This is a genomic window from Brevibacterium sp. Z349TD_9, from assembly GCF_056173565.1.
Genome location: NZ_CM149680.1, coordinates 1,235,353 through 1,256,573, shown reverse-complemented (window position 1 = coordinate 1,256,573; position 21,221 = coordinate 1,235,353). Strand labels below are relative to the sequence as shown.

Below are 21,221 nucleotides of genomic sequence, written 5' to 3'. Positions count from 1 at the left end.
ACGGGTGGGCCCCTCCGTTCGGAGGAGCCCACCCGCGTCTGTCACGTCGTCACATGATGCCCGAGACGACGAGGAGCAGCCACGTGAGCAGCGGGGCGAGGAGGACGACGATCGCACCGTAGATGATGAGGTCGCGCCAGATCGTCTTCGCCGCACTGCCCTTCGCGTTGGCGATGATGAGGGCGCCGTTCGTCGAGAACGGGGAGACGTCGACGATCGTCGCCGAGATCGCGAGTGCGGCCATGACCGCGGTCGCGCTGAGCTCGCTCTGCTCGAGCAGCGGGATCGAGAGCGGGATGAACGCGGTGAGCAGCGCCGTCGACGAGGCGAAGGCGGAGCTGATGCCGATGACGTAGCAGAGGACGACGGCGACGAGGAGCGGGATGCCGATCGAGACGGCCATCGTCGAGAGCGAGTCGATGACGCCGGCCTTCGTGAGCAGGGAGATGTAGACGATCATGCCCGAGACGAGGAGCACCGTCGACCACGAGATCCCCGAGACGAACGTGTCCGAGTGCTTCATCGAGGTGAATGCGAGGACGAGACCGCAGGTGAGTCCGAGGAATCCGATCGGCAGCTCGAAGCCGACCGCACCGATGACCATGACCGCGATGAGGGAGAGCGTCAGCCACACCTGCGGGGTGAGGACGGAGCGCCCCACCGGCGCCGAGGTGGGTGCCGGGTCCACGAGTGTCGTTCCGCCCTTGCCCCACGACGTCCCGGTGCCCGCGGGGGCCGCCGTCCCGCCGAGGCGGCCCGCGGGTGCGCCCGCACCGCTCGAGGGTGTCGCCTCGGTGGGGCCGTCGGCCTCATCCACGGCCTCGGGTTCCGGTGTGGTGCGCAGACGACCGAAGACCCGCATCACGGCGACGGTGAGGATCGTGACGATGACGTTGATCGCATACGAGGCGGCGAAGAGGGCGCCCTGGTCGATGTCGAAGCCGTTCTCCGCGGCGATGTCGCGGACGATGATGCCCGAGACGGAGATCGGTGAGAACGCTCCGGCGTGGGCGCCGTTGATGATCATCGCGCCCATGACCACGCCGCTGTAGCCCGAGGCGGCACTGAAGCCCATCGCTGCGGGAGCCAGCAGGGCGACGGCCGCCGGGGAGAACGTGCCGAGGGAGGTGAGGATCGAGGCGATGACGAAGAAGATCCACGGGACGATGCCGAGGCGTCCGCGCACGGCGCGCACGGCGAGGTCGACGAGCATCTTGATGGTCCCGTTGCGCTGGGCCATGCTGAAGAAGAACGTCACTCCGACGATGGTGAGGACGATGCTCGCGGGGAACTCCTCGAGGATCTCCTTGTCGTCCATGCCGAAGACGAAGGTGCCGAAGAGGAACGCTCCGACGAACCCCATGATGCCGATGTTGATCGGCCACTTTGTGGCGGCGATGAACATCACCACCAGTACCACCAGGATGAGAATCTGGACGAGGGTCATGGGAGGTCCTCCAACTTCATTGTCAGTGTGATTGTCTCTGATTGCGGTTGCGTGGTGCCGTCCGATCCGATGACCGAGCGGGTGGGGTCAGCCGACGAGCTGCAGTGCGGTGTCGGCGTGCGGAAGATCGATGTCGGCGGCGGCGATGCGCCTGGCCACGCGCCTGACCCCGAGTCGGGCGACGTCGCCGGCGGAGTCGAGCTGCACTTCGCAGGTGATGACCCCGGCGGGAGTGCCGATGCGGATGCTCACCTCGCCGCCGCGCGAGAGGAGTCGGTCCGGGCCGATGAGTGAGCGGACGAGGCTGCCGTCGACGAATGCCGCTCGGGCGAGGGCGATCGCCGCGGTGAGGCCGATCGCCGGGTGCGGGTCGAACATCGAGACCATCCGCACCGAGAGGTCGTAGGAGGCGGCGGCGACCCGCTCTCCCGTCGTCGTCGTGAAGTCCTCGGCAGGACCGATGATGCCGACCTTCGGAACGGCAGGGCTGGGGTCCTCACCGGGCAGGGTCAGCCCCATCGCCTGGGACGCCGACTCGCGGATGGCGAGGAGTTCGGGCAGGCGCAGGCGCACCTCGGGAAGGGTGTCGCTGCCGGTCATCCCGAGGTCGGTTGCGGAGACGAAGCATGCGGGAGCTCCGGCGTCGATGGCGCTCACGGTGACCGTGCGCCCGGCGGCACTGAGCACCGTCGTCGCCGCACCCGCGGGCAGAAGCTCCCCGGTCGAGGTGCCGTCGACGTTCTCGAAGAAGACGTTGACGGGCACCCCGGGCATGGCGCTGCCGGGGATCGTCTCGTCGCCGTCGGTGGGGATCGCCCGACCAGGGGTGGCCACCTCGGCGACGAGGACGGATCGGGTGTTCTCGTTGATCATCCTCACCTCGGTCACGTCTCCGCCAGCACGGACGAGCCCGTTCTGGATCGCGAAGAGCGCGACGGCCGAGGCGCAGTTGCCGCAGTTCGACGTGAACTCGACCGCGGTCTGCCCGATCCCGACCTGGGCGAAGAGATAGCTGATGTCGATGCCCGGGATCGCCGAGGGCGAGATGATCGCCGCCTTCGACGTCGTCGAGGAGGCACCCCCGACCCCATTGAGCTGCCGGTCGTCGCCCGACCCGAAAACCGCCGCGAGGGCGGTCGCGATCTGGGCTCGATCCGCGGGCATCTCATCGCCCATGAAGAGCCAGCACTTCGATGTGCCGCCCCGATACCACTGTCCGTGGAGTTGACCGTTCACGTGTGTCTCCTGAATCCGACGCCGCGGTGATGCGGCTTTCGATTCACGGTGTCACGCAGCATGATTAAGTTCAATCAACACTTTGTTACCTCGATCTAAGCTATGCTTAAACCATGAGTTCAGCGCCGTACAGCGTCGATCGACTCCTCCTCCTGCTTCTCGTGTTTCGGACAGGCAGCCTCTCCGCGGCCGCCGATGAGCTCGCGCTCTCCACCTCGGCGGTGTCGCAGCAGATGAGCAAGCTCGAACGCGAAGTCGGCCTTCCGCTCGTCGTCCGGCACCCGAAAGGGATGCGCCTGACCGATGCGGGTCTCAAGCTCGCCGCGCACGCGATGACGATCGACAACGCACTCGCAGCCGCCTGCAACGACATGGAGGCCTTCGCACAGCTCGACCGCGGCGAAGTGCGGATCGCGACGTTCCCGACCTTCGCCGCCTCGGTGATGCCGAAGGTCCTCCTCCACTTCCATGACCTCCACCCCGATGTCGAGGTCACCGTGCGCAGCTACCGCCTCGACCGCATCGGGGAGGCACTCGAGCGCCGGGAGGTCGACCTCGCGACACTCTGGGACTATCCGTGGGCGCCGATCGGGCAGGACATCCCCGTGCAGACCACACTGCTCAAGGAGCCGACGATGCTCCTGCTGCCGGCCGGGCACCGTCTGGCGCGCCGACGCATCGTCGATCTCGAGGAGGTCGCCGACGACCGATGGATCACCCGATCCTCGCACCCGGTCGCCTCAGTGCTCGAGCGGATCTGCCGGGATGCCGGGTTCGACCCGGACATCGTCTTCGAGGCCAACGACTACCCGGAGCTGCTCGGCATGGTCTCGGCAGGTCTCGGCGTCGCAGTCGCCCCGCGGCTGGCGGTGCGCGCGCACGGACCCGACGTCAGGGTCGTCGCGATCCGCGGCAATCCGGCACCGCGGCGGATCCTCCTCGCCAAACTCGCTGAACGCGTTCAATCCCCTGCCACTCTCGCCCTCGTCCGGTCCTTCCGCACCGTGAGCGCGGCGAAGGAGTGGCGGGGCTAGGACGCAGACCCCTCTCCCCACTCCTCTGCCGCCTCGGTGATGTAGTCGCGCAGCCGCGCGACGACCCGGCTGGGCCGGCGGACGGCGGAGACGAGCGCGATCTCCCGGACGTGCGTTCCCCTCAGCTCCACCTCGGTGAGGCCCTCGATGGGGCGGACGCTGCGCGGGATGAGGGCGATGCCCATGCCCCGACTGACGAATTCGCGGATCGTCGAGAACTCCGTCACCTCGGTCTTCACCTCGGGGACGAATCCGGCAGCCAGGCACCACGCGTCGGTGAGGGTGCGCAGGTTGTACGGCTCGGGGTTGGCGATGAACCGTTCGTCGGCGAGTTCGGCCAAGGAGATCATTCGGCGCCGGGCCAACCGGTGGTCGGCCGGGACCGTCGCGACGACGGTCTGACGTGCAAGGACCTCGTGCGCGAGCTCCCTCGGCGGCGGGATGATGATCGCGAGATCGAGCAGACCCGCCTGCAGGTCGTCGACGAGGACGGCTCCGTGGGCCTGTTTGAGGTCGAGGCGGATCCCGGGATGGGCGTCGCTGAAAGCGGCGAGAAGATCGGGGATGACCCCGGCGCCCATCGTCAGGGGGAAGCCGAAGCGGACGACGCCGTGGTCGGGATCGGCCGCCTCGGCGAGGTCGGAGATCGCGATCCCGATCTCCCGCAGCGGAGCCCGGATCTCCGCGACGAGGTCCCTGGCCTGCTGAGTGAGACCGACCGTGCGCCCCCGCGGGACGACCATCGGGACGCCGAGGTGGTCCTCGAGGCCGTGGATGCGCCGACTCATCGTCGACTGGGGGATGCCGAGGACCGCGGCTGCGTCGGTCATGTGACCGTCCTGATCGGCGAGTTCGACGAGTGCCCTGAGATGCGGGACGAGGGCATCGAGTTTTTCATCCATATTCGGATCATACTCATCGATCCACTCATTGGACGGATGATTCGTTTGGGAGGATCGTGGTGGTACGGCCCGGGAACACCCGCCCGTGACCTGCATCCGACATGGAGGACACCATGCCCCGCACACCGCGAACCGAGACTCTCCCCTATGCCGATGTCGTGCTCATCGGCGGCGGCATCATGTCAGCGACCCTCGGGTCGATGCTCGCCGTCCTCGAACCGTCGTGGCGGATCGTCGTGCTCGAGAAGTCCGTCGACCTCGCCTCCGAGAGCAGCGACCCCTGGAACAACGCCGGCACCGGTCACTCGGGGTTCTGCGAACTCAACTACATGCCCGATCCGAACGACGGGACGAAGCCTGCCGCGATCGCCCGGCAGTTCCAGCTCAGCCGACAGTGGTGGTCGCATCTCGCCGAGGCGGGCCTCGTCGATCCTGCGACGTTCATCCACCGCACGGCGCACATGAATCTCGTCTTCAGCGACCGCGACGTCGCCTACTTGCGCCGGCGGGTGGATACGCTGCGGACCGATCCGCTCTTCGCCGATATGGAGTACTCGGAGGATGCCGAGGAGATCGCCGCGTGGGCACCGCTGACGATGGAGGGCAGAGGGCCCGACGGCTCGGTCGCGGCCTCTCGGGTCCGCCGTGGCACGGACGTCGACTTCGGTGCCCTCACCCGGGCATTGACGTCGGTCATCACCGCTGAAGGCGGGGGCGAGGTGCTCACGGGGCACACCGTCACCGGTCTGAGTCGAGACGGTGACGGCTGGATGGTCACGGGGACGATCGGCGAGACGCCTGCGACCGGTGGCAGCCGGTTCGCGATCCGGGCGGGAACGGTGTTCGTCGGCGCGGGCGGCTTCGCGCTGCGGCTGCTGCAGAAGGCCCGTGTTCCTGAGGTCAAGGGCTATGCGGTGCTGCCGGTCGGTGCCGCGTTCTACCGGTGTTCTGTCCCCGCCGTGGTGAGACGCCACAATGCCAAGGTCTACGGGCAGGCCGATGTCGGCGCTCCCCCGATGTCGGTGCCGCATCTCGACAAGCGGGTCGTCGACGATGAGGAGCATCTCCTCTTCGGACCGTTCGCGACCTTCAGCACGAAGCTGCTCAAGCACGGTCGCCTCAGCGACTTCTTCACCACCCTGCGACCGGACAACCTCCACGTCGTCGCCGCTGCGGGCCTGCAGAATCTCAGCCTCGTCCGCTACCTCATCGGCGAGCTCGCCGCGAGCCCAGCGAAGAAGTTCGCACAGCTGCGCAAGTACTACCCGAATGCGCGACCGAATGAATGGGAGCTCATTCCCGCCGGCCAGAGAGCCCAGCTCGTCACCCCCGATCCCCACCGGATCGGGGTCCTGCAACAGGGCACCGAGCTCGTCGTCTCCGCCGACGGATCGATCGCCGGCCTCCTCGGCGCCTCCCCCGGCGCCTCGACCGCAGTGCCGATCATGGTCGACCTGCTGCGGCGGTCGTTCCCAGCCCAGTGGCGTCGGTCCTGGGAGGAGCGCATGATCGACGCCGTGCCCGACCTCGCCCGGCAGGACTGGAGCGTCGAGGCGGTGGCGGCGAGTGAGGTCCGCACTGACCGAGCACTCGGTCTCGGCCGAGACGAAGCATCTGCCGCCGGAGAGTCCGAAGCGTTCAGTCGAGTTCCGGCTCGGCCATCGTCGGTGCCGAGACTCTGAAGGCGCGGGTGCGCACAAGCAGGAAGACGAAGCCACCCAGCGCCCAGACGACACCGACGATCTTCGCGTTCGCGTCAAGACTCAGCCACAAGGCGACATTGATGACGAGGCCGATACCGGGAAGAACATATCCTGCCCACACGCCGATTCTTCCTGCGGGTCGCAGATACTTGAACGTGGCCAGGATCAGCGAGAGGTTGACCGCTCCGAAGGCAACGTAGGCACCGAAGTTGATCAGCGAGGCCGCCGATTCCAGGTCGAGGAACATTGCCGTGGAGGCGAGCACGGCGATGATGACGATATTGACCACAGGAACTCCTGACCTGCGATTGATCCGTCCGAACACCCGCTCCGGCAAGGTCCCGTCTCGTCCCATGGCGTAGAGAAGGCGGGCCGCACTCATCTGTTGGGTCAGCCCGCAGCCGAGGACTGCGAACATGTACCCGCCGACGAACAGCGCCTGGAACGCCGCACCACCGATGTACTTCGCGATCTCCGGCGATGCACCGACGATGTCACCGACCGTCGACACATCAGGGAAGAGCACCTGCATGGTGTAGGTGACCACGACGAAGAACACGCCGGCAGAGATGACGATGACAATGATCGCGCGAGGAATGTCGACCGTGGGTCTGACCGCTTCCTCTGACATCGTGGTCACCGCATCGAACCCGAGGAACGACAGAGCGAGCAGAGATGCGCCTCCCAGAAGGGCTCCGGTCGGCACTCCGCTGGGATCGAAGGGCATCAGACTCAGCTCGCTTCCTCCAGCACCCACGATGATGTTCCGGACGGCGAAGAAGACGAATGCGGCAGCGACAACGAGCTGAACGACGACGAGGATGACATTGACCTGGGCCGCGAGTTTGACTCCGACGACGTTGAGGATCGTGCAGATCACGATTGTCGAGATCACCCAGATCCACGACGGCACCTCTGGCAGGACAGCGCCCATGTAGATCGCAGCGAGGAGAGCGTTGAGCATCGGCAGCAGAAGGTAGTCGAGCGTAGCGGCCCACCCCACCATGAATCCCACGTGAGGATTGATCGTCTCCCGGGCGTAGGTGTATGCGGATCCGGCTCGCGGATAGTACTTCGACATCTTCGCGTAGCTCAGCGCAGTGACGACGACTGCGGCGAAGATGATGATGTATGCCAAGGGCACACGTCCGTCGGTCGTTTCGGCAACGATGCCGAAAGTGTCGAACACTGCCAAAGGGGCCATGTACGCGAGTCCGAGGAAGACGATGTGTCGCAGTCGCAGGCGTCTGCGCAGAGTGCGCGAACCATCGACTTCAGTTTCAGCACTCCTCTGGAGGTTGCTCTCGGTTGCGGCACTCGTCGAACGGTTCTTCTTTGAATCGGTTCGCATTGTCCTGCCTTCCAGATGATTCGATGGATGGATTTCCGTCAGTGGTGTTGGTGACCGGAGCAGCTCGCCGCCTGGCTCCGGGTCTTGGCGGCGACTTCGACGCGGAAGTCGGACGAGAGTGGGGCCATTGCGTCATGGACGATGGCGCCGCCGACGATCGTCAGGTCAGCCCGTTGTTCAAGGATTCCCGCCGCATCGAGAGAGTAGAGATCGGCAGACCAGGCGACGAGGTCCGCCTTCGCCCCGACCGTGATCACTCCGAGATTCTGCTCCTCATGCCAAGCCCAGGCGCCCTGCCGCGTGTAGCCTTCCAGCGCTCGATCGAGCGTGATGGCCTCGGCAGTCGTCCACGACGTCCTGCCGTCGAGACCTGCACGGGTGAGCGCAGAATAGATGCCGACCAACGGATCCATCTCCCCGACCTGCCAATCGCTCGAGAGCGCGACATGAGCACCGGATTCCATCAGCGACCGGACTCTCCAGGCGCGGTCCCATCTCGCCTCGCCGACATTCTCCATCCAGGTTCCCTCGATGAGATCGGGAGAGGCGTGGCGCGGCTGCATCGCTGCTGTCACCCCAAGAGACGCGAATCGAGACAGATCGTCGGGGTGGAGGCACTCGACGTGGACGATTCCGTGACGACGATCCTGTGTCGAATTGGCCACCGTGGCGGCTTCGATGGCGTCGAGCGCGAGCCGGACTCCTCCGTCACCAGTGGCATGAGTGTGCGTCTGGAAGCCGAGCCGGTCGAGCTCCGTGACGATCTTGCTCAGTTCGCCGATCGGTGCCGAGGGGTGTCCACGGTGGCCCGGCCGGTTGGCGTAGTCGTCCAGCATCCACGCGGTGTGCGGCTCGATGACATCATCGGCATAGAGCTTGACCGGCCCGAAGCGGAGACGGTCAGTTCGTGGGGCATCGTGGACTGCGGTTCTCAGGTCCTGGCGAAATTCCGGTGCGGCATCGACCGGGTGGAAGAGAGCGGCGATGACCCGCGACGAGAGCCTGTCCTCACTCAGTGCTCGTTCGAACAACCCGATCTCCGCAACAGGAACCTGCGGTTCGACGACGGTGGTGATGCCTGACCGTGTCGCCATCTCGAGGCTTCCGAGCAGCTTTCGGTACCGCCGATCGGGCGAGTACATGGGAATGTCGCGTTGCAGCGCTTCGAGTCCTGCGCTGGTCATCGCCGAGGTATAGAAGTCGGTGACCCAACCAGTTGGGCGCCCGTCGGATCCGAACTCGGGGTTTCCCCACGCGATGTCGCGCCCATCGCTGATTCCGAGCGCTGCCAATGCGGCGTCATTGAGCCATACTGAGTGCTGATCGTAGGTGGTGACGAAGATCGGTCGGTCCGTGAGGCCGGCAAGGTCGGCCGCGTTGGGTCGACGGTTCTCCACCACTGAGTAGACAGCGTTCTCGGCACACACCCACGACAGCTCCGGACGCTGCGATGCGAGTTCGCCAATTCGACGGCGAACCTCCGACAGCGTCTCCGCACCCTCAAGGCTGACGGCGTCCGGGTCGAACCCGAGCAGCAGGTGATTATGGCTGTCGATGATGCCCGGCGTGAGCAACCGCCCTTCGAGATGCCTGACCTCTCGCGCCTTCGGAGCCTCATCCGCTGCCCCGACGAATGCGATTCGACCACCGAGAATCCCGACGGCTTCCGCCCAGGGGAGATTCGGATCGAAGGTGCGGACTTTGGCGTCAGTGAGCAGAAGGTCAAGCATGTGCGGCCCCGTTTCGATGCATCGTTGCACGGTCAGTTCTATTCTTTGACGCTAGTGTCAAAGAATTGGTTCCAGGCTCACACCGCGGTCCGACGATGTCAAGAGCGGAACGCGATAGTCTCATTCCATGGCACGGACTAAGAACCAATCCCAACGGCGGGACGCGCTCATCTCAGCGACGCTGGAGACCGTCGGCGAGACTGGCCTGAGATCGGTCTCGCTGGCCGATGTGGCGCGGCGAGCCGGCCTGACACGGGGCGCGATCCTCTACTACTACGACGACCTCGATGCGCTGCTGCTCGAGACGCACCGCGCAGGCGTCGAACGGTTCTGCGATGCCAGAGAAGCTGTCATCGCTGAGCTCGATGATCCGCGTCGGCAGCTTTCCGCCGCGATCAGCGAAGGACTGCCGACCGGGCCTGACGACGCGCTCATGCGGCTTCTCTATGAGTTCGATGTCCTCGCGGGCACGTCAAGTGCCCACGACGAAATGGTCGAGCACATGTTCACCAGGCAACTCGACATCTATCGCAGGGTCCTCACTGCAGGCACCGATTCAGGAGACTTCTCCCCTGTCATCGGCATCGAGCAGCTCGCACTCAATCTCGTCGCACTGGAAGATGCCTACGGTTTGCACATCGTTGCGGGCAACTCCCTGCTCACTGTCGCGGACGCCGAAACAGCGATGCGGGCTGCAGCCACCGGACTCGGAGCGGCTCCCGCTTGACCTTCTCGCGTATGGAGAATCCGGACTGACGCAGGAACATCGCGGCTGAACTGGGCGCTGGAACGCGGTCGCAGTCACCGTTCCACTGTTGGAGCATCCGAACCGCTCCTGCCGGCTCGGGCTCGGTCCCGCAGCGCGACATACTCGGTGGGCCGATACCCGGTGACGCGGAGGAAGTCGGCGGTGAAGTGCGACTGATCGAACCAGCCCAGTCCCGTCGCGAGATCACCGAGCGAACCGTCCCAGCCGCGGTCGAGAGCGGCGACGGCGTCGATGACCCGTGAGCGCACGAGGATCCGCTTCACCCCGACCCCGCAGTGGTCGAGGAAGAGCCTCTGCAGGCTGCGTTCGCTCATCGCGACCGCCTCGGCGAGTGCTCGCAGGTTCGTCACCGCCCGATCGGACATGGCCGCCAGTGCCAGACGCACACGTTCGTACCCCGTCGTCATCTCCGGTGCCTGGGAGAGCAGCCAACGATCGAGCACCTCGGCGGCGGAATTGAGGTCATGCGGGACGGCGAGCTCCGCGTCGATCCCGGGGAACCACCGCTCCGCTGCGACGGTCGAGTCGCGGATATCGGCGGGCCGCCCGGTCGTGAACGCACGCATCCCGCCGAGGCGGAACTTCACCCCGACGACGCCTCCGACACCGGAGAGCTCTACGTCGAAGCGCGTGCGCGTCACCGGCCCCGTCACCCACAGTCCCGGGCCGGTGATGCCGGCTCGGCGCAGGTCGCCCCATTCGGCGGTGAGATTGACTGCGGGTTCGGACACCGTCGCCGCACGGTAGCGCTCCCCCGGCTCGAGGTCCCACCTCACCGACCAGTAGCGTTCGATCCACGGCTGCAACGCCTCGGCGGGATCGGCGACGCGGTAGCGCGCGTGATCGAGCAACTCACTGGGCCGGAGCACTCGACCGAGCATGTGCTCCGGCGGCCCGGGATCGGCGACACCGACGCCGGCCTCCGCACCTGGCGGGTTTTTCCTAGCGGCGACGTCGTCCATGACACAAGAATGGCAGACATGACCGACACACAGACAGACACAGCCTCCTCCGATTCTTCGACCTCACCGGTGGCCAGCCTCGCGATGGTCACCCTCGACGCTCCCGACGCCGCCGAGCTCGGGAAGTTCTGGACCGCTGTCCTCGGCTGGCCCATCGTCTACTCGGACGAGAACTACGCGATGCTCAAGGGACCGAGCCACGCCCTGGGCATCGGAACGATCCCCGACTACAAGCGACCGGACTGGCCCGACGACGGGCACAAGCAGTTCCACCTCGACCTCGCCGCCGACGACATCGAGACCGCCGTCGCCAGGTGCGTCGAACTCGGTGCCACCCGCGCCGAACCGCAGCCGGGCGAGACCTGGACGGTCCTCATCGACCCGGCCGGTCATCCCTTCTGCGTCACGGACGCGAAGAACTGGCAGTAGGTCGGAACTTCTCTGATCCGGGGCGGCCCGGGCGCTCTGCCCGACCCCCTCGGTCGGCGCGGGCTCAGTGCCCACGCGTCTGCTCGAGGAGATAGTCGCGCAGGTGCGGGATGACGATGCGAACGAGGCCGTGGGCGGGAGACTCGATGACGCCATGCGCAAGCAGCATCCGCCGGTAGTCGTTGGCCGTCTGCTTCTTCGCTCCGAGACGTTCGGCGATCTCCCCGGTGTGGGAGATCCGGTCGTCGGCGGCCATCGCGTTGAGATAGCGCCGGGCACCCGGGGTGAGGGCGGCCAGGGTGGGTTCGTAGATCTGTTGGATGAGGATCTCCTTGGCCTCGCCGATGATGGCCTCGACGTGGTCGGCGGTGATCACCTCGGCGTCGGCTGACTCCCGCCAAGCCAGGTCTCCGATGATCTGGACCATGTACGGATACCCGAGCGAGGCCTCGGTGCCGAGGGCGAGCGCCTGCGCGTCGAACCTCTTGCCCGACTCCTCGGCCGGCAGGCGGAGGGCGAGCGCCGTCTCGTCCGGGGTGAAGCTGCCGAGGTTGATCCGACTCGCGCGTCGGAGGAAGGTCGAGACCTCGTCGTTGACGATAGTGTCGATGCTCGCCGGCAGGCCCGCGGCGACGAACGCGAGCGGCGCCTCCTGCGACATAGCATAGGCGACGGCATCGGTGACGGCGCGGAACTCGTCGAGGTTCGAGCGGTGGACCTCGTCGAGGGAGATGACGAGCCCCGTGCCGTGCGCGTCGAGGAGTTCGAGCACCTTCATCAGGTGGTGCCGGAAGTCCGGCTGCAGGGCGCTCGTCGTCTCGGTCCGAGTAGTCAGTCCCCCGGCCCCTGCCGGCAGGGTGATGCCGACGACCTTGGACTTCGTCGTCTCATGGGCATCGTGCGCCTCGAGCGCCTCAGGCAGCCTCGCCCCGGTGAGCCTGCCGACGAATCCGGGCGAGGCCTGTTCGCGCACCGTGAGCCACTGCCGCGACTCGGCGACGTCCTCGAAGATGTTGAGCAGCACCGTCTTGCCGACTCCGCGCTGACCGGTGACGAACACGGTCCGTCCCGCTCCCCCACGCTGGTCGAGCGCCCTGGCGAATGCGTTGACCTCAGCTTGGCGTCCGACGGCGACGGGCGGCGTCGTCCCGAACCCCGGCCGGTAGGGTGATTCGCCGCTGCTCGCCGAGGCGGGAGGGATGGTGATCGTCATGACTGACCTGCTCATCGTCGGGAGTTCGTGACCGCACTCCGTATTTTACCGTATTTACCGTATTTGGCGTATGAACCCGTGCGAACACTTGTCGCTCCCCTTGAGCCCCGCCTCGGCGACGATTTCGGCGGCAGGACAGCCATCGACGCGGTGAACCGACAAAAACGCGGTGTGCTAACCGCGTTTTTGTCGGTTCACCGCGTCGGTGCCGAGAGGCCCGCCCGCCGCCCGCCGTTCTCACTCGACGATGAAGTCTCGGTCGTGGAGGCCCGTCGCGCTGCCGGGGATCGCGGGCCTGCGGTCGGAGATCTGCACGGTGCCGTCCTTGTCGATGGCCCGCACAGTCACCGTGTGGCTGCCGGGTGCGACGTCGGTGAAGACGTGCCGCCACTGCCGCCACGTATCGACGCTCAGATCTTCGCTCAGATCGGCCGTCTGCCAGTCGCCGTTGTCGAGGCGCACCTGGACCTGCCCGATCCCGGTGTGCTGGGCCCAGGCCATGCCGGCGGTGACGACCTGCCCATTGCCCGCCGGCACCCGGGCACCTGCCCGCGGCACGTCGACCCGGGAGGCGACGAGCACCGGTCCGTGGGTCGACCAGCCCCGGGTCGTCCAGTACGCCTGTTTGTCGGCGAACCGGGTGACCTCGAGACTCGTCACCCATTTCGTCGCCGAGACGAACCCGTAGAGGCCGGGGACGACGAGGCGCGCGGGATATCCGTGGTCGCGGGGCAGCGGCTTTCCGTTCATCCCCACGGCGAGCAGCGCCGCGCGATCGTCGGTGAGCACCTCGAGCGGGGTCGAGGCGGTGAAGCCGTCGTCGGAGCCCGAGAGCACCATGTCCGCCCCCTGCTTCGGCCGGGCCCGGGCGAGGAGTTCGCTCACCGGATAGCCGAGCCATTTCGCGTTGCCGACGAGGTCCCCGCCGACCTCGTTCGACACACAGGTGAGCGTGACGTAGTGCTCCTCGAGGGGCAGCGCGAGCAGTTCCTCCATCGTCAGCGTCACCTCCCGCTCGACCATTCCGTGGATCCGCAGCGACCACGTCGCCGCGTCGACGGCGGGTGGGACGAGCGCAGTGTCGATCCGGTAGAAGTCCGCGTTGGGTGTGACGATCGGGGCGAGATCGTCGATCTCGAGGTCCGCTCCCGCGGGGATGGGTGGCGCCGAGGCGGCCGGTCGTGGCAGCACCAGGTTCGCCACCGTACCTGCCGCGTTCCGCGCGAGGACCGCTGCGGACTGTCCGGCCGCGATCGCCGCGACCCCGATCGCGCTCAGCCCCGCGGCAATGCCGAGGAACAGCCGCCGGTCGGGACCGTCGGCCGTGTCCGCCTGTTCGACGGCCCCCGAAACCTCGGCTGTGTCCGTACGCTCGACGGTCTCCGCGGACCCACCGGTCTTCGCGGATGCCGGGACCATGGCGGGAGGCACAGAAACCCGTTCGGTGCGGTGGTCCGCCCTGCCGAGGCGGAGCAACCCGAGATACGTCGCACAGCCGAGGCCGATCCCGACGAGCGCAGGCAGCGCGCCGACCAGCGTCCCTCCGGTGGTGAGCTGGAGGACGACCGGCAGGGCTCCGAACCCGATGAGGAGGACGAGGGAGAGGCTGCGATGGTGCGCGCCGAGCCACCCGATGAGACCGCCGATGAGGACGCCGACGACGGCGATGGTGATGACGAGGGCGAGCTTGTCACCCGTCCCGAAGAGCGCGATGGCCGCTTTGATGAGGGCTGTGGGCACGAGCGGGATGATCGTCTGCCCGAGGACGAGCAGCGGCGCCGAGGTGAGCGAGAGGATCCCGGCGAGGAATTCCGAGGAGCCGAAGTAGGTCAGCGCGGCGACCGCTCCGGCCAGCGCGAAGACGAAGGGTCGGCGATCGGTCATGGCCTACGCCAGTCTCCGGCGCAGGTCCACTGCGGCGTCGAGGAGGCGGCCGAGCACCTGTTCGCGCGATGCGGAATCGAGCATCTCTGCTCGCCGTCTGCCGGTCTCGATGAGGACGACGACCTGGTCGGCGAGACTCTGGTCTCCGAGATCGGGAACCGCGCGACCATTCGAGCCGATCGCTGAGAACTCGGCGAGCGCCTCGGCGATGGAGTCCCGACGCGACGTCGTCGACCCCTCCCCTGCCTCGGCGAGCTGGGCGGAGGTGAGCCCGATGATGCGCACACGCAGACGGCGGACCTCGGTGTCGAGGTCCGCCGTCTGCGAGTTCATGGCTCAATCATAGGCGCCGCAGGCACTGCGACGCCCCTGCGTCAGTTCCTGAAGTAGGAGATGAGACGCAGGATCTCGATGTAGAGCCAGATGAGGGTGGTCATGAGGGAGAACGCGCACAGCCACGAGTACTTCTCGGGGATGCGCTGCTTGACGCCCTCTTCGACCATCTGGAAGTCGGCGATGAGGGTCATCGCGGCGAGGATCGTCGCGAAGATGCCGATGATGACGCCGAGCGGCATCGTCATGCCCATGATGTTGATCTCGATGGCGCGGGCGCCGCCGGTGCCGGTGAACATCGCGACACCGAAGTTGATGAGCGAAAAGATCGCGTAGCCGCCGACGGCGATCATCATGAACTTCATCATCTTCGAGCCGTAGCGCACGCCCTTGAACTTGAAGAGGGCGAGCATGACGCCGAAGACGCAGAGGGTCGCGAGCACCGCCTGGAGGACGATGCCGGAGAACTGGGTCTCGAAGATCATCGAGATGCCGCCGAGGAAGACTCCCTGGAACGCGGCGTAGCCGATGATGAGGCCCTTGTTGGGTTCCCGCTTGAATGCGTTGACGAGGCCGAGGACGAGGCCGATGAGCATCGCCGGGAAGGCGAGCACGGGCACGAACCAACCGAGGACGGCGCCGGCGAGGAGGATGGCGAAGAGGACGCCCGTCTTCATCATGACGTCGTCGTAGGTCATCGCCCGGTCGTCGACGGGGCGGCCGGTGTTGCGGTTCTCCGCTGCCGGCTGGTTGAAGAGGTCGTTGAGCTGCTGGTCGGTCATGACGGGCTGCTGGTTGCGTCCCGCCTGGACGCCTTCTCTGATGGTGCGGTCCATCATGGGGTTACTCACGGTCGAGATCCTTTCGATCTGAGTATGCGGGTCGCGCAGACCGGTCGTCGCGCGAATCGAACATCACGCTCAAGTCTAGCCGTCACACCTGGATGGCAACTGTGACCGCAGGGTCGGGCGACAGAGCGTTGTGTGATTGTAACGCTGGGCGATTCGGCCGTATTCCTCACTTTCTCCCTCTGCGGGGGACGTCAGTTCATCTGGTAGTGCATGGCCGCACCGGGTCCCCATGGGAGGCCGGTGAACCACCAGAGGAAGAAGAGCAGGCCCCAGAAGAGGAACATCGTGAACGAGAGCGGGATCGTGAACGACAGGAGCGTGCCGATGCCGGCGTCGCGCTTGTAGCGCTGGATGAAGCCGAGGACGACGACGAAGTACGGCGACATCGGGGAGATGATGTTCGTCGTCGAATCGCCGATCCGGTAGAGGGCCTGCGTCGTCTCCGGGGAGATCGACAGGAGCATGAACATCGGCACGAGGACGGGAGCCATGAGCGTCCACAGACCGGAGCCGGAGGTGAGGAAGAGGGCGCCGAGGGCGACGAGAAGCCAGCCGCCGAGGAGGATGACGAACGTCGAGGTGTCGAGCGAGCCGAAGAAGTCCGCCCCGCGGATCGCGAGGATCTCGCCGAGGCTCGACATCTTGAACAGGGCGAGGAACTGGCTGGCGGCGAAGAAGAGGACGATGACGGGGACGAAGGGCAGCAGGCCCTTGCCCATCATCTCCGGGATCTCGGTGATCTTCGTGATCGAACCGGTCGCGTAGCCGTAGACGATGCCGACGATGAAGAAGCCGAAGCCGATGATCGCGGCGATGCCTGCCATGAGCCCGGATTCGGGTCCGAAGCCGCCTGCCTCGTCGCGGAGGAACGAATCGGCGGGCAGGGCGAGGAAGAAGAGGATCGCGGCGCAGACGACGATGGTGATGACGGCGAAGAGCACACCGCGCTTCTCCTTCGCGTCGAGGGCCATCTTGACATCGAAGGCCTCCGGATCGTCCTCATCGAGGGGGTCGAGCTCCATCGCGTCGGCGCGCTTGGACAGGAGGAGCTCGGTGACCAGGGTGATCGCCCCGGCGACGACGAACATCGAGATGAAGTTGAAGTAGAAGTTCGCGACCGGGCTGACGACGTACTCGGGGTCGATGATCTGCGCCGCCGAGGTGGAGAGACCGCCGAGGACGGTGTCCATGGCATTGACCATCGGGGCCGCGGAGTACCCGCCGGAGGTCGCGGCATACGCGACGATGCAGCCGAGCATCGGGTTGCGGCCCACGGCGCGGAAGGCGAGCCCGCCGAGCGGGATCATGATCATGTACGAGGCGTCGGAGGCGATCGACGAGGCGGTGCCGGCCAGGGCGACGATGAAGGTGATCCACCTCGGCGAGGCGCCGGCGATGGTGCCGCGAAGCATCGCCGGGATGAGCCCGGACTGCTCGGCGACGGCGACGCCGAGGAGGACGATGATGACGAGACCCAGCGGTGGGAAGGTGACGAAGTTCATCACCGCTCCCCCGACGATCTCGCGCAGGGATTCCGTGGTGAAGAGGTTCGTCACGGTCACCGTCTCCCCAGTTGCCGGGTTGACCGCGTTCAGCCCGGTCGCGGAGAAGATCGCGGAGAGGATCATGACGATGACGGCGAGCGAGAGGAAGAGCCAGAACGGGTGCGGCAGCTTGTTGCCGGCCTTCTCGATGACGACGAGGACCTTCATCAGCCAGCTGAGGCGGTCAGGGCTGCCGGCTGCCTTTCCGGTGTCGGCGGTGGTGGTCGACATGGGGTGCTCCTCGGTCGGTCGGCGGTGCTCGGCGCGGGTGCGCACGGTCGGTTACCGTGATCGGCGGCCGGTCGGCCACGTGATCGCGGTCACTGAGAAAGATACCAGCCCACCGACAGCTTCCGTTGTTCCCACCGGGTCTCGCATGGCGGGTGGACGGGGCTGAGACGACGAAGCCGGCCACACCCGTGGTGTGACCGGCTTCGGCCTCGCGCCCCGTCCTTCGGGGGCTGCGGTCAGCGTTCGATGTCGCCGCGGATGAACGCTTCGACCGCCTCGTGGGCGGCATCGTCGTTCTTCTGCTCGGGCGGGGACTTCATGAAGTAGGAGGAGGCGGAGATGAGCGCTCCGCCGATGCCGCGATCGAGGCCGATCTTCGCCGCACGCACTGCGTCGATGATGACGCCTGCCGAGTTCGGCGAATCCCACACCTCGAGCTTGTACTCGAGCGAGACGGGGGCATCGCCGAAGTTGCGGCCCTCGAGGCGGACGAACGCCCACTTGCGGTCGTCGAGCCATTCGACGTAGTCGCTCGGTCCGATGTGGACGTCGCGGGCTGAGAGCTCGGCGCCGGTGTTCGAGGTCACGGCCTGGGTCTTCGAGATCTTCTTCGACTCGAGGCGCTGGCGCTCGAGCATGTTCTTGAAGTCCATGTTGCCGCCGACGTTGAGCTGGTAGGTGCGGTCGAGGACGACGCCCCGGTCCTCGAAGAGCTTCGCCATCACCCGGTGGGTGATCGTCGCACCGATCTGGGACTTGATGTCATCGCCGACGATGGGCACGCCCGCGGCCTGGAACTTCTCGTCCCACTCCTTCGTCCCGGCGATGAAGACGGGGAGAGCGTTGACGAAGGCGACCTTCGCGTCGATCGCGGCCTGCGCGTAGTACTCGGTGGCCTCCTGCGAACCGACGGGCAGGTAGCAGACGAGGACGTCGGCCTCTGCGTCACGCAGCGCCTGCGCCACGTCGACGGGCTCGGAGTCGGATTCGACGATAGTCTCACGGTAGTACTGGCCGAGACCGTCGAGGGTGGGACCACGCTGGACGGACACACCGGTCGGGGGAACCTCGGCGAGGGTGATGGTGTTGTTCTCACTGGCCGTGATCGCCTCAGCGATGTCGGCGCCGACCTTCTTGCCGTCGACGTCGAAGGCCGCGACGAATTCGATGTCACCGACGTGATAGTCCCCGAATTCCACGTGCATGAGTCCGGGCACCTTCGTCCCCGGGGCCGCATCGCGGTAGTACTCCACACCCTGGATCAGGGACGAGGCACAGTTGCCGAGACCGGCAATGGCGACTCGAATCTTCTTCGTTCCCACGAATTCTCCTTCAGTCCTCTCGGGTCTCCCCGGGTGCCGGGTGAGCCCGGCGGTGTCCGCGTGCGCGCGGACTCGATTGTCAATCTTAGTGACTTCGTCAAAACCGCGGAGTCGGCGTCCGCGGTCCTCGATCAGCTGACGACGAGCGGTTCGAGGACGAGGTCGGGATGGTTCTTCTCCACGCCCTGGAGGCGCCAGCGATCGGAGAACAGGGCGAGGAGTTCGCCGTCGGAGCGGCTGAGCACCTCGACGTTGCGTTCGCGGGCGAGCGTCGGCACGCATTCGGGTGTCGTGCGCCGGGCGAGGGAGAAGTTGAGTCGTTCGAGCGAGCAGGGGGCGTTGAACTCGTTCGTCATCCGGTCCTCGGCGACTTCGAACTGCATCGGTCCGACCGCGCCGAGCACGGGTGCCTGGTCACCGCGCAGGTCCGAGCGCAGAACCTGGATGACGCCTTCGTGGTCGAGCTGTTCGATGCCGCGGCGGAACTGCTTGTACTTCGAGGAGTCCTTCGCGCGGATGACCATGAAGTGCTCGGGCGAGAACGTCGGGATCCCGGGGAACTCGACCTTCTTGTCCAGGTAGAGGGAGTCGCCGACGCGCAGGGCGCTCGCGTTGACGAGGCCGACGACATCACCGGGGAAGGCTTCGTCGACGACGTCGCGGTCGCGGCCGAAGACCTGCTGGGCGTACTTCGTCGCGAACGGCTTGCCCGTGGCCGAATGGGTGAGCACACTGCCGCGTTCGAAGACACCGGAGCACACGCGGATGTAGGCGAGGCGGTCACGGTGGTTCGAATCCATGCCGGCTTGGACCTTGAAGACGAATCCGGAGAACGGGGCGGCGACGTCGCGCGGGGCGCTGTCCTTGTCCTCGCGCGCCTCGGCGGCGGGGGCGAGGTCGACAAGGGTGTCGAGCAGCTTGTGGATGCCGAAGTTGAGCACCGCCGAGGCGAACATCACCGGGGTCGACTTCCCCGCGAGGAATGTCTCCTGGTCGTGGTTCTGATCCTCCATGTCGAGGAGCTCGGATTCGTCGACGGCCGTCGTCCACGCCTCCCCCTCGAGCTCGGCTGCGGCCTCGGGGGCGAAGGTCTCCTCGCCGGCGATCGTCGCGCCGCCGTCGGTGCGGGTGTACTTCGTGTACTCGCCGGTGATCCGGTCGAGGACGCCGCGGAAGTCACCGGACTGGCCGACGGGCCACGTGATCGGGGTGGGAAGGAGGCCGGTGCGCTGCTGGACCTCGTCCATGAGGGCGAGCGCATCGAGTCCGGGACGGTCCCACTTGTTGACGACGGTGATGATCGGGATGTTCCGGTGGGCGCAGACTTCGAAGAGCTTCATCGTCTGCGACTCGAGGCCTTTGGCGGCGTCGATGAGCATGACGGCGCAGTCGACGGCGGAGAGCACACGGTAGGTGTCCTCGGAGAAGTCGGCGTGGCCGGGGGTGTCGACGAGGTTGAAGACGGCATCGCGGTACTCGAACTGGAGGGCCGCCGAGGAGATCGAGATCCCGCGGTCCTGCTCCATCTGCATCCAGTCGGAGACGGTGGCGCGGCGGCCGGCCTTTCCGTGGGTGGCGCCGGCCTGACCGATCGCCCGCGCGTGGAGGGCGAGCGCCTCGGTGGTCGTCGATTTGCCCGCGTCGGGGTGGGAGATGACGGCGAACGTGCGGCGGCGTGCCGCCTGCGTCCGGATCTCTTTGTCGGAATATCGGCCAGAAGTCACCAAAATATCCTACCGCCGATCGCCCGCCGAGTCCCTGTCCGATCAGTCACAGTGGCGCCGAGGCAGCGGCGGCGTCGTTGAAGCTCACCGCGGAAGCTCGGATGCTCGGTCTGCTTCCAGCGAGTTGCCGAACTGGGTGTCTATGCTGAGTGTCGATGACTGAGGAATACGTTGACTACGCCGGCCGGTCGGAACCGAAGGAGCGGTGGCTCAAAGCCCTGCCGCTCATCATCGCAGGGGTCCTCGGAGTGCCGCTGCTCGGCATGGCGATCCTCTTCTCCCTGTCGATCGCCCAGATCACGAAGTACGTCTTCGACCTCGGGACATCGGGATGGGAGGCTGCCGGACTCGTCCTGCTCAGCCTCTCCGGCGCATTCTGCGTCATCGTTTACCTCGTCTGTCTCTTCGTCGGTTCACGGCGCCGGACGTGGCGGTGGCGCATCTGGTGGGCGGCGGGCGCCTTGGTCTCCGCCGGTGCCCTCCCCCTCTGGTGGCTCCTCGGCGGGTTCTTCACCGGTGCCTCACTCTAGAACGTCCTTCCCGGAGCTTCGCCCCC

At 66.4% G+C, this 21,221-nt stretch carries 18 protein-coding genes; 5 read left to right on the top strand and 13 right to left on the bottom strand.

The window, feature by feature from the left end; genetic code table 11:
• Nucleotides 1-49: 49 nt before the first annotated feature.
• Both AC0VYB_RS05655 and AC0VYB_RS05650 read right to left on the bottom strand, forming a co-directional pair.
• Nucleotides 50-1,447, bottom strand: a complete 1,398-nt coding sequence (locus AC0VYB_RS05655; RefSeq protein WP_131248401.1) for an SLC13 family permease — start codon at nucleotides 1,445-1,447, stop codon at nucleotides 50-52.
• An 87-nt stretch (nucleotides 1,448-1,534) separates the two neighbouring features.
• Nucleotides 1,535-2,683, bottom strand: a complete 1,149-nt coding sequence (locus AC0VYB_RS05650; protein ID WP_063250223.1) for a PrpF domain-containing protein — start codon at nucleotides 2,681-2,683, stop codon at nucleotides 1,535-1,537.
• A gap of 113 nt (nucleotides 2,684-2,796) precedes the next feature.
• Here AC0VYB_RS05650 and AC0VYB_RS05645 point away from each other — a divergent pair, with 113 nt between their 5' ends.
• A complete protein-coding gene (locus AC0VYB_RS05645) occupies nucleotides 2,797-3,717 on the top strand; it encodes a LysR family transcriptional regulator (RefSeq protein ID WP_063250222.1) in 921 nt (306 codons plus the stop codon).
• Here AC0VYB_RS05645 and AC0VYB_RS05640 read toward each other — a convergent pair.
• Nucleotides 3,714-4,619, bottom strand: a complete 906-nt coding sequence (locus AC0VYB_RS05640; protein WP_009374594.1) for a LysR substrate-binding domain-containing protein — start codon at nucleotides 4,617-4,619, stop codon at nucleotides 3,714-3,716. The two genes, AC0VYB_RS05645 and AC0VYB_RS05640, sit on opposite strands and share 4 nt — an antisense overlap.
• A 113-nt stretch (nucleotides 4,620-4,732) precedes the next feature.
• Between AC0VYB_RS05640 and mqo the strand changes: the two genes are divergently transcribed.
• Complete coding sequence (mqo, locus tag AC0VYB_RS05635; RefSeq protein WP_063250221.1) at nucleotides 4,733-6,301, top strand: malate dehydrogenase (quinone); 1,569 nt, start codon at nucleotides 4,733-4,735, stop codon at nucleotides 6,299-6,301.
• Here the strand turns inward: mqo and AC0VYB_RS05630 are convergent.
• Nucleotides 6,258-7,673 (bottom strand): APC family permease, encoded by a 1,416-nt coding sequence (locus AC0VYB_RS05630; RefSeq protein ID WP_063250220.1) that lies wholly within the window; start codon nucleotides 7,671-7,673, stop codon nucleotides 6,258-6,260. The two genes, mqo and AC0VYB_RS05630, sit on opposite strands and share 44 nt — an antisense overlap.
• A gap of 38 nt (nucleotides 7,674-7,711) precedes the next feature.
• The gene (locus AC0VYB_RS05625; RefSeq protein ID WP_063250219.1) at nucleotides 7,712-9,403 is read right to left on the bottom strand and encodes an amidohydrolase; all 1,692 of its coding nucleotides are present in this window, start codon (nucleotides 9,401-9,403) and stop codon (nucleotides 7,712-7,714) included.
• A 127-nt stretch (nucleotides 9,404-9,530) separates the two neighbouring features.
• On the opposite strand from AC0VYB_RS05625, the gene AC0VYB_RS05620 reads away from it, so the two are divergent.
• The gene (locus AC0VYB_RS05620; protein WP_063250218.1) at nucleotides 9,531-10,130 is read left to right on the top strand and encodes a TetR/AcrR family transcriptional regulator; all 600 of its coding nucleotides are present in this window, start codon (nucleotides 9,531-9,533) and stop codon (nucleotides 10,128-10,130) included.
• 74 nt (nucleotides 10,131-10,204) lie between these two features.
• Here the strand turns inward: AC0VYB_RS05620 and AC0VYB_RS05615 are convergent, their stop codons facing one another.
• Nucleotides 10,205-11,134, bottom strand: coding sequence for a helix-turn-helix domain-containing protein (locus AC0VYB_RS05615; RefSeq protein ID WP_227007324.1), 930 nt, complete (start codon nucleotides 11,132-11,134; stop codon nucleotides 10,205-10,207).
• 18 nt (nucleotides 11,135-11,152) lie between these two features.
• Between AC0VYB_RS05615 and AC0VYB_RS05610 the strand changes: the two genes are divergently transcribed.
• Entirely contained in the window at nucleotides 11,153-11,563 is a 411-nt protein-coding gene (locus AC0VYB_RS05610) for a VOC family protein (RefSeq protein ID WP_009374580.1), read from the top strand.
• A gap of 64 nt (nucleotides 11,564-11,627) precedes the next feature.
• On the opposite strand, the gene AC0VYB_RS05605 is transcribed toward AC0VYB_RS05610, so the two are convergent.
• From AC0VYB_RS05605 to AC0VYB_RS05575, 7 genes are all read right to left on the bottom strand, one after another.
• Nucleotides 11,628-12,776, bottom strand: a complete 1,149-nt coding sequence (locus tag AC0VYB_RS05605) for an AAA family ATPase (protein WP_063250216.1) — start codon at nucleotides 12,774-12,776, stop codon at nucleotides 11,628-11,630.
• A gap of 237 nt (nucleotides 12,777-13,013) precedes the next feature.
• Nucleotides 13,014-14,660 carry a molybdopterin-dependent oxidoreductase gene (locus tag AC0VYB_RS05600; RefSeq protein WP_144589232.1) on the bottom strand — a complete coding sequence of 549 codons (1,647 nt, stop codon included), beginning with the start codon at nucleotides 14,658-14,660 and terminating at the stop codon, nucleotides 13,014-13,016.
• 3 nt (nucleotides 14,661-14,663) lie between these two features.
• Nucleotides 14,664-14,993 (bottom strand): hypothetical protein, encoded by a 330-nt coding sequence (locus AC0VYB_RS05595; RefSeq protein WP_144589229.1) that lies wholly within the window; start codon nucleotides 14,991-14,993, stop codon nucleotides 14,664-14,666.
• 41 nt (nucleotides 14,994-15,034) lie between these two features.
• The gene (locus AC0VYB_RS05590; RefSeq protein ID WP_009374569.1) at nucleotides 15,035-15,832 is read right to left on the bottom strand and encodes a Bax inhibitor-1/YccA family protein; all 798 of its coding nucleotides are present in this window, start codon (nucleotides 15,830-15,832) and stop codon (nucleotides 15,035-15,037) included.
• A gap of 203 nt (nucleotides 15,833-16,035) precedes the next feature.
• Nucleotides 16,036-17,619 carry an AbgT family transporter gene (locus AC0VYB_RS05585; RefSeq protein WP_009374565.1) on the bottom strand — a complete coding sequence of 528 codons (1,584 nt, stop codon included), beginning with the start codon at nucleotides 17,617-17,619 and terminating at the stop codon, nucleotides 16,036-16,038.
• A 236-nt stretch (nucleotides 17,620-17,855) separates the two neighbouring features.
• Nucleotides 17,856-18,941, bottom strand: coding sequence for an inositol-3-phosphate synthase (locus AC0VYB_RS05580; protein ID WP_009374563.1), 1,086 nt, complete (start codon nucleotides 18,939-18,941; stop codon nucleotides 17,856-17,858).
• Between the two features lie 131 nt (nucleotides 18,942-19,072).
• Entirely contained in the window at nucleotides 19,073-20,665 is a 1,593-nt protein-coding gene (locus tag AC0VYB_RS05575; RefSeq protein WP_119296587.1) for a peptide chain release factor 3, read from the bottom strand.
• A gap of 155 nt (nucleotides 20,666-20,820) precedes the next feature.
• On the opposite strand from AC0VYB_RS05575, the gene AC0VYB_RS05570 reads away from it, so the two are divergent.
• Nucleotides 20,821-21,195, top strand: coding sequence for a hypothetical protein (locus tag AC0VYB_RS05570; RefSeq protein WP_144589227.1), 375 nt, complete (start codon nucleotides 20,821-20,823; stop codon nucleotides 21,193-21,195).
• The last annotated feature ends 26 nt before the right edge of the window (nucleotides 21,196-21,221 follow it).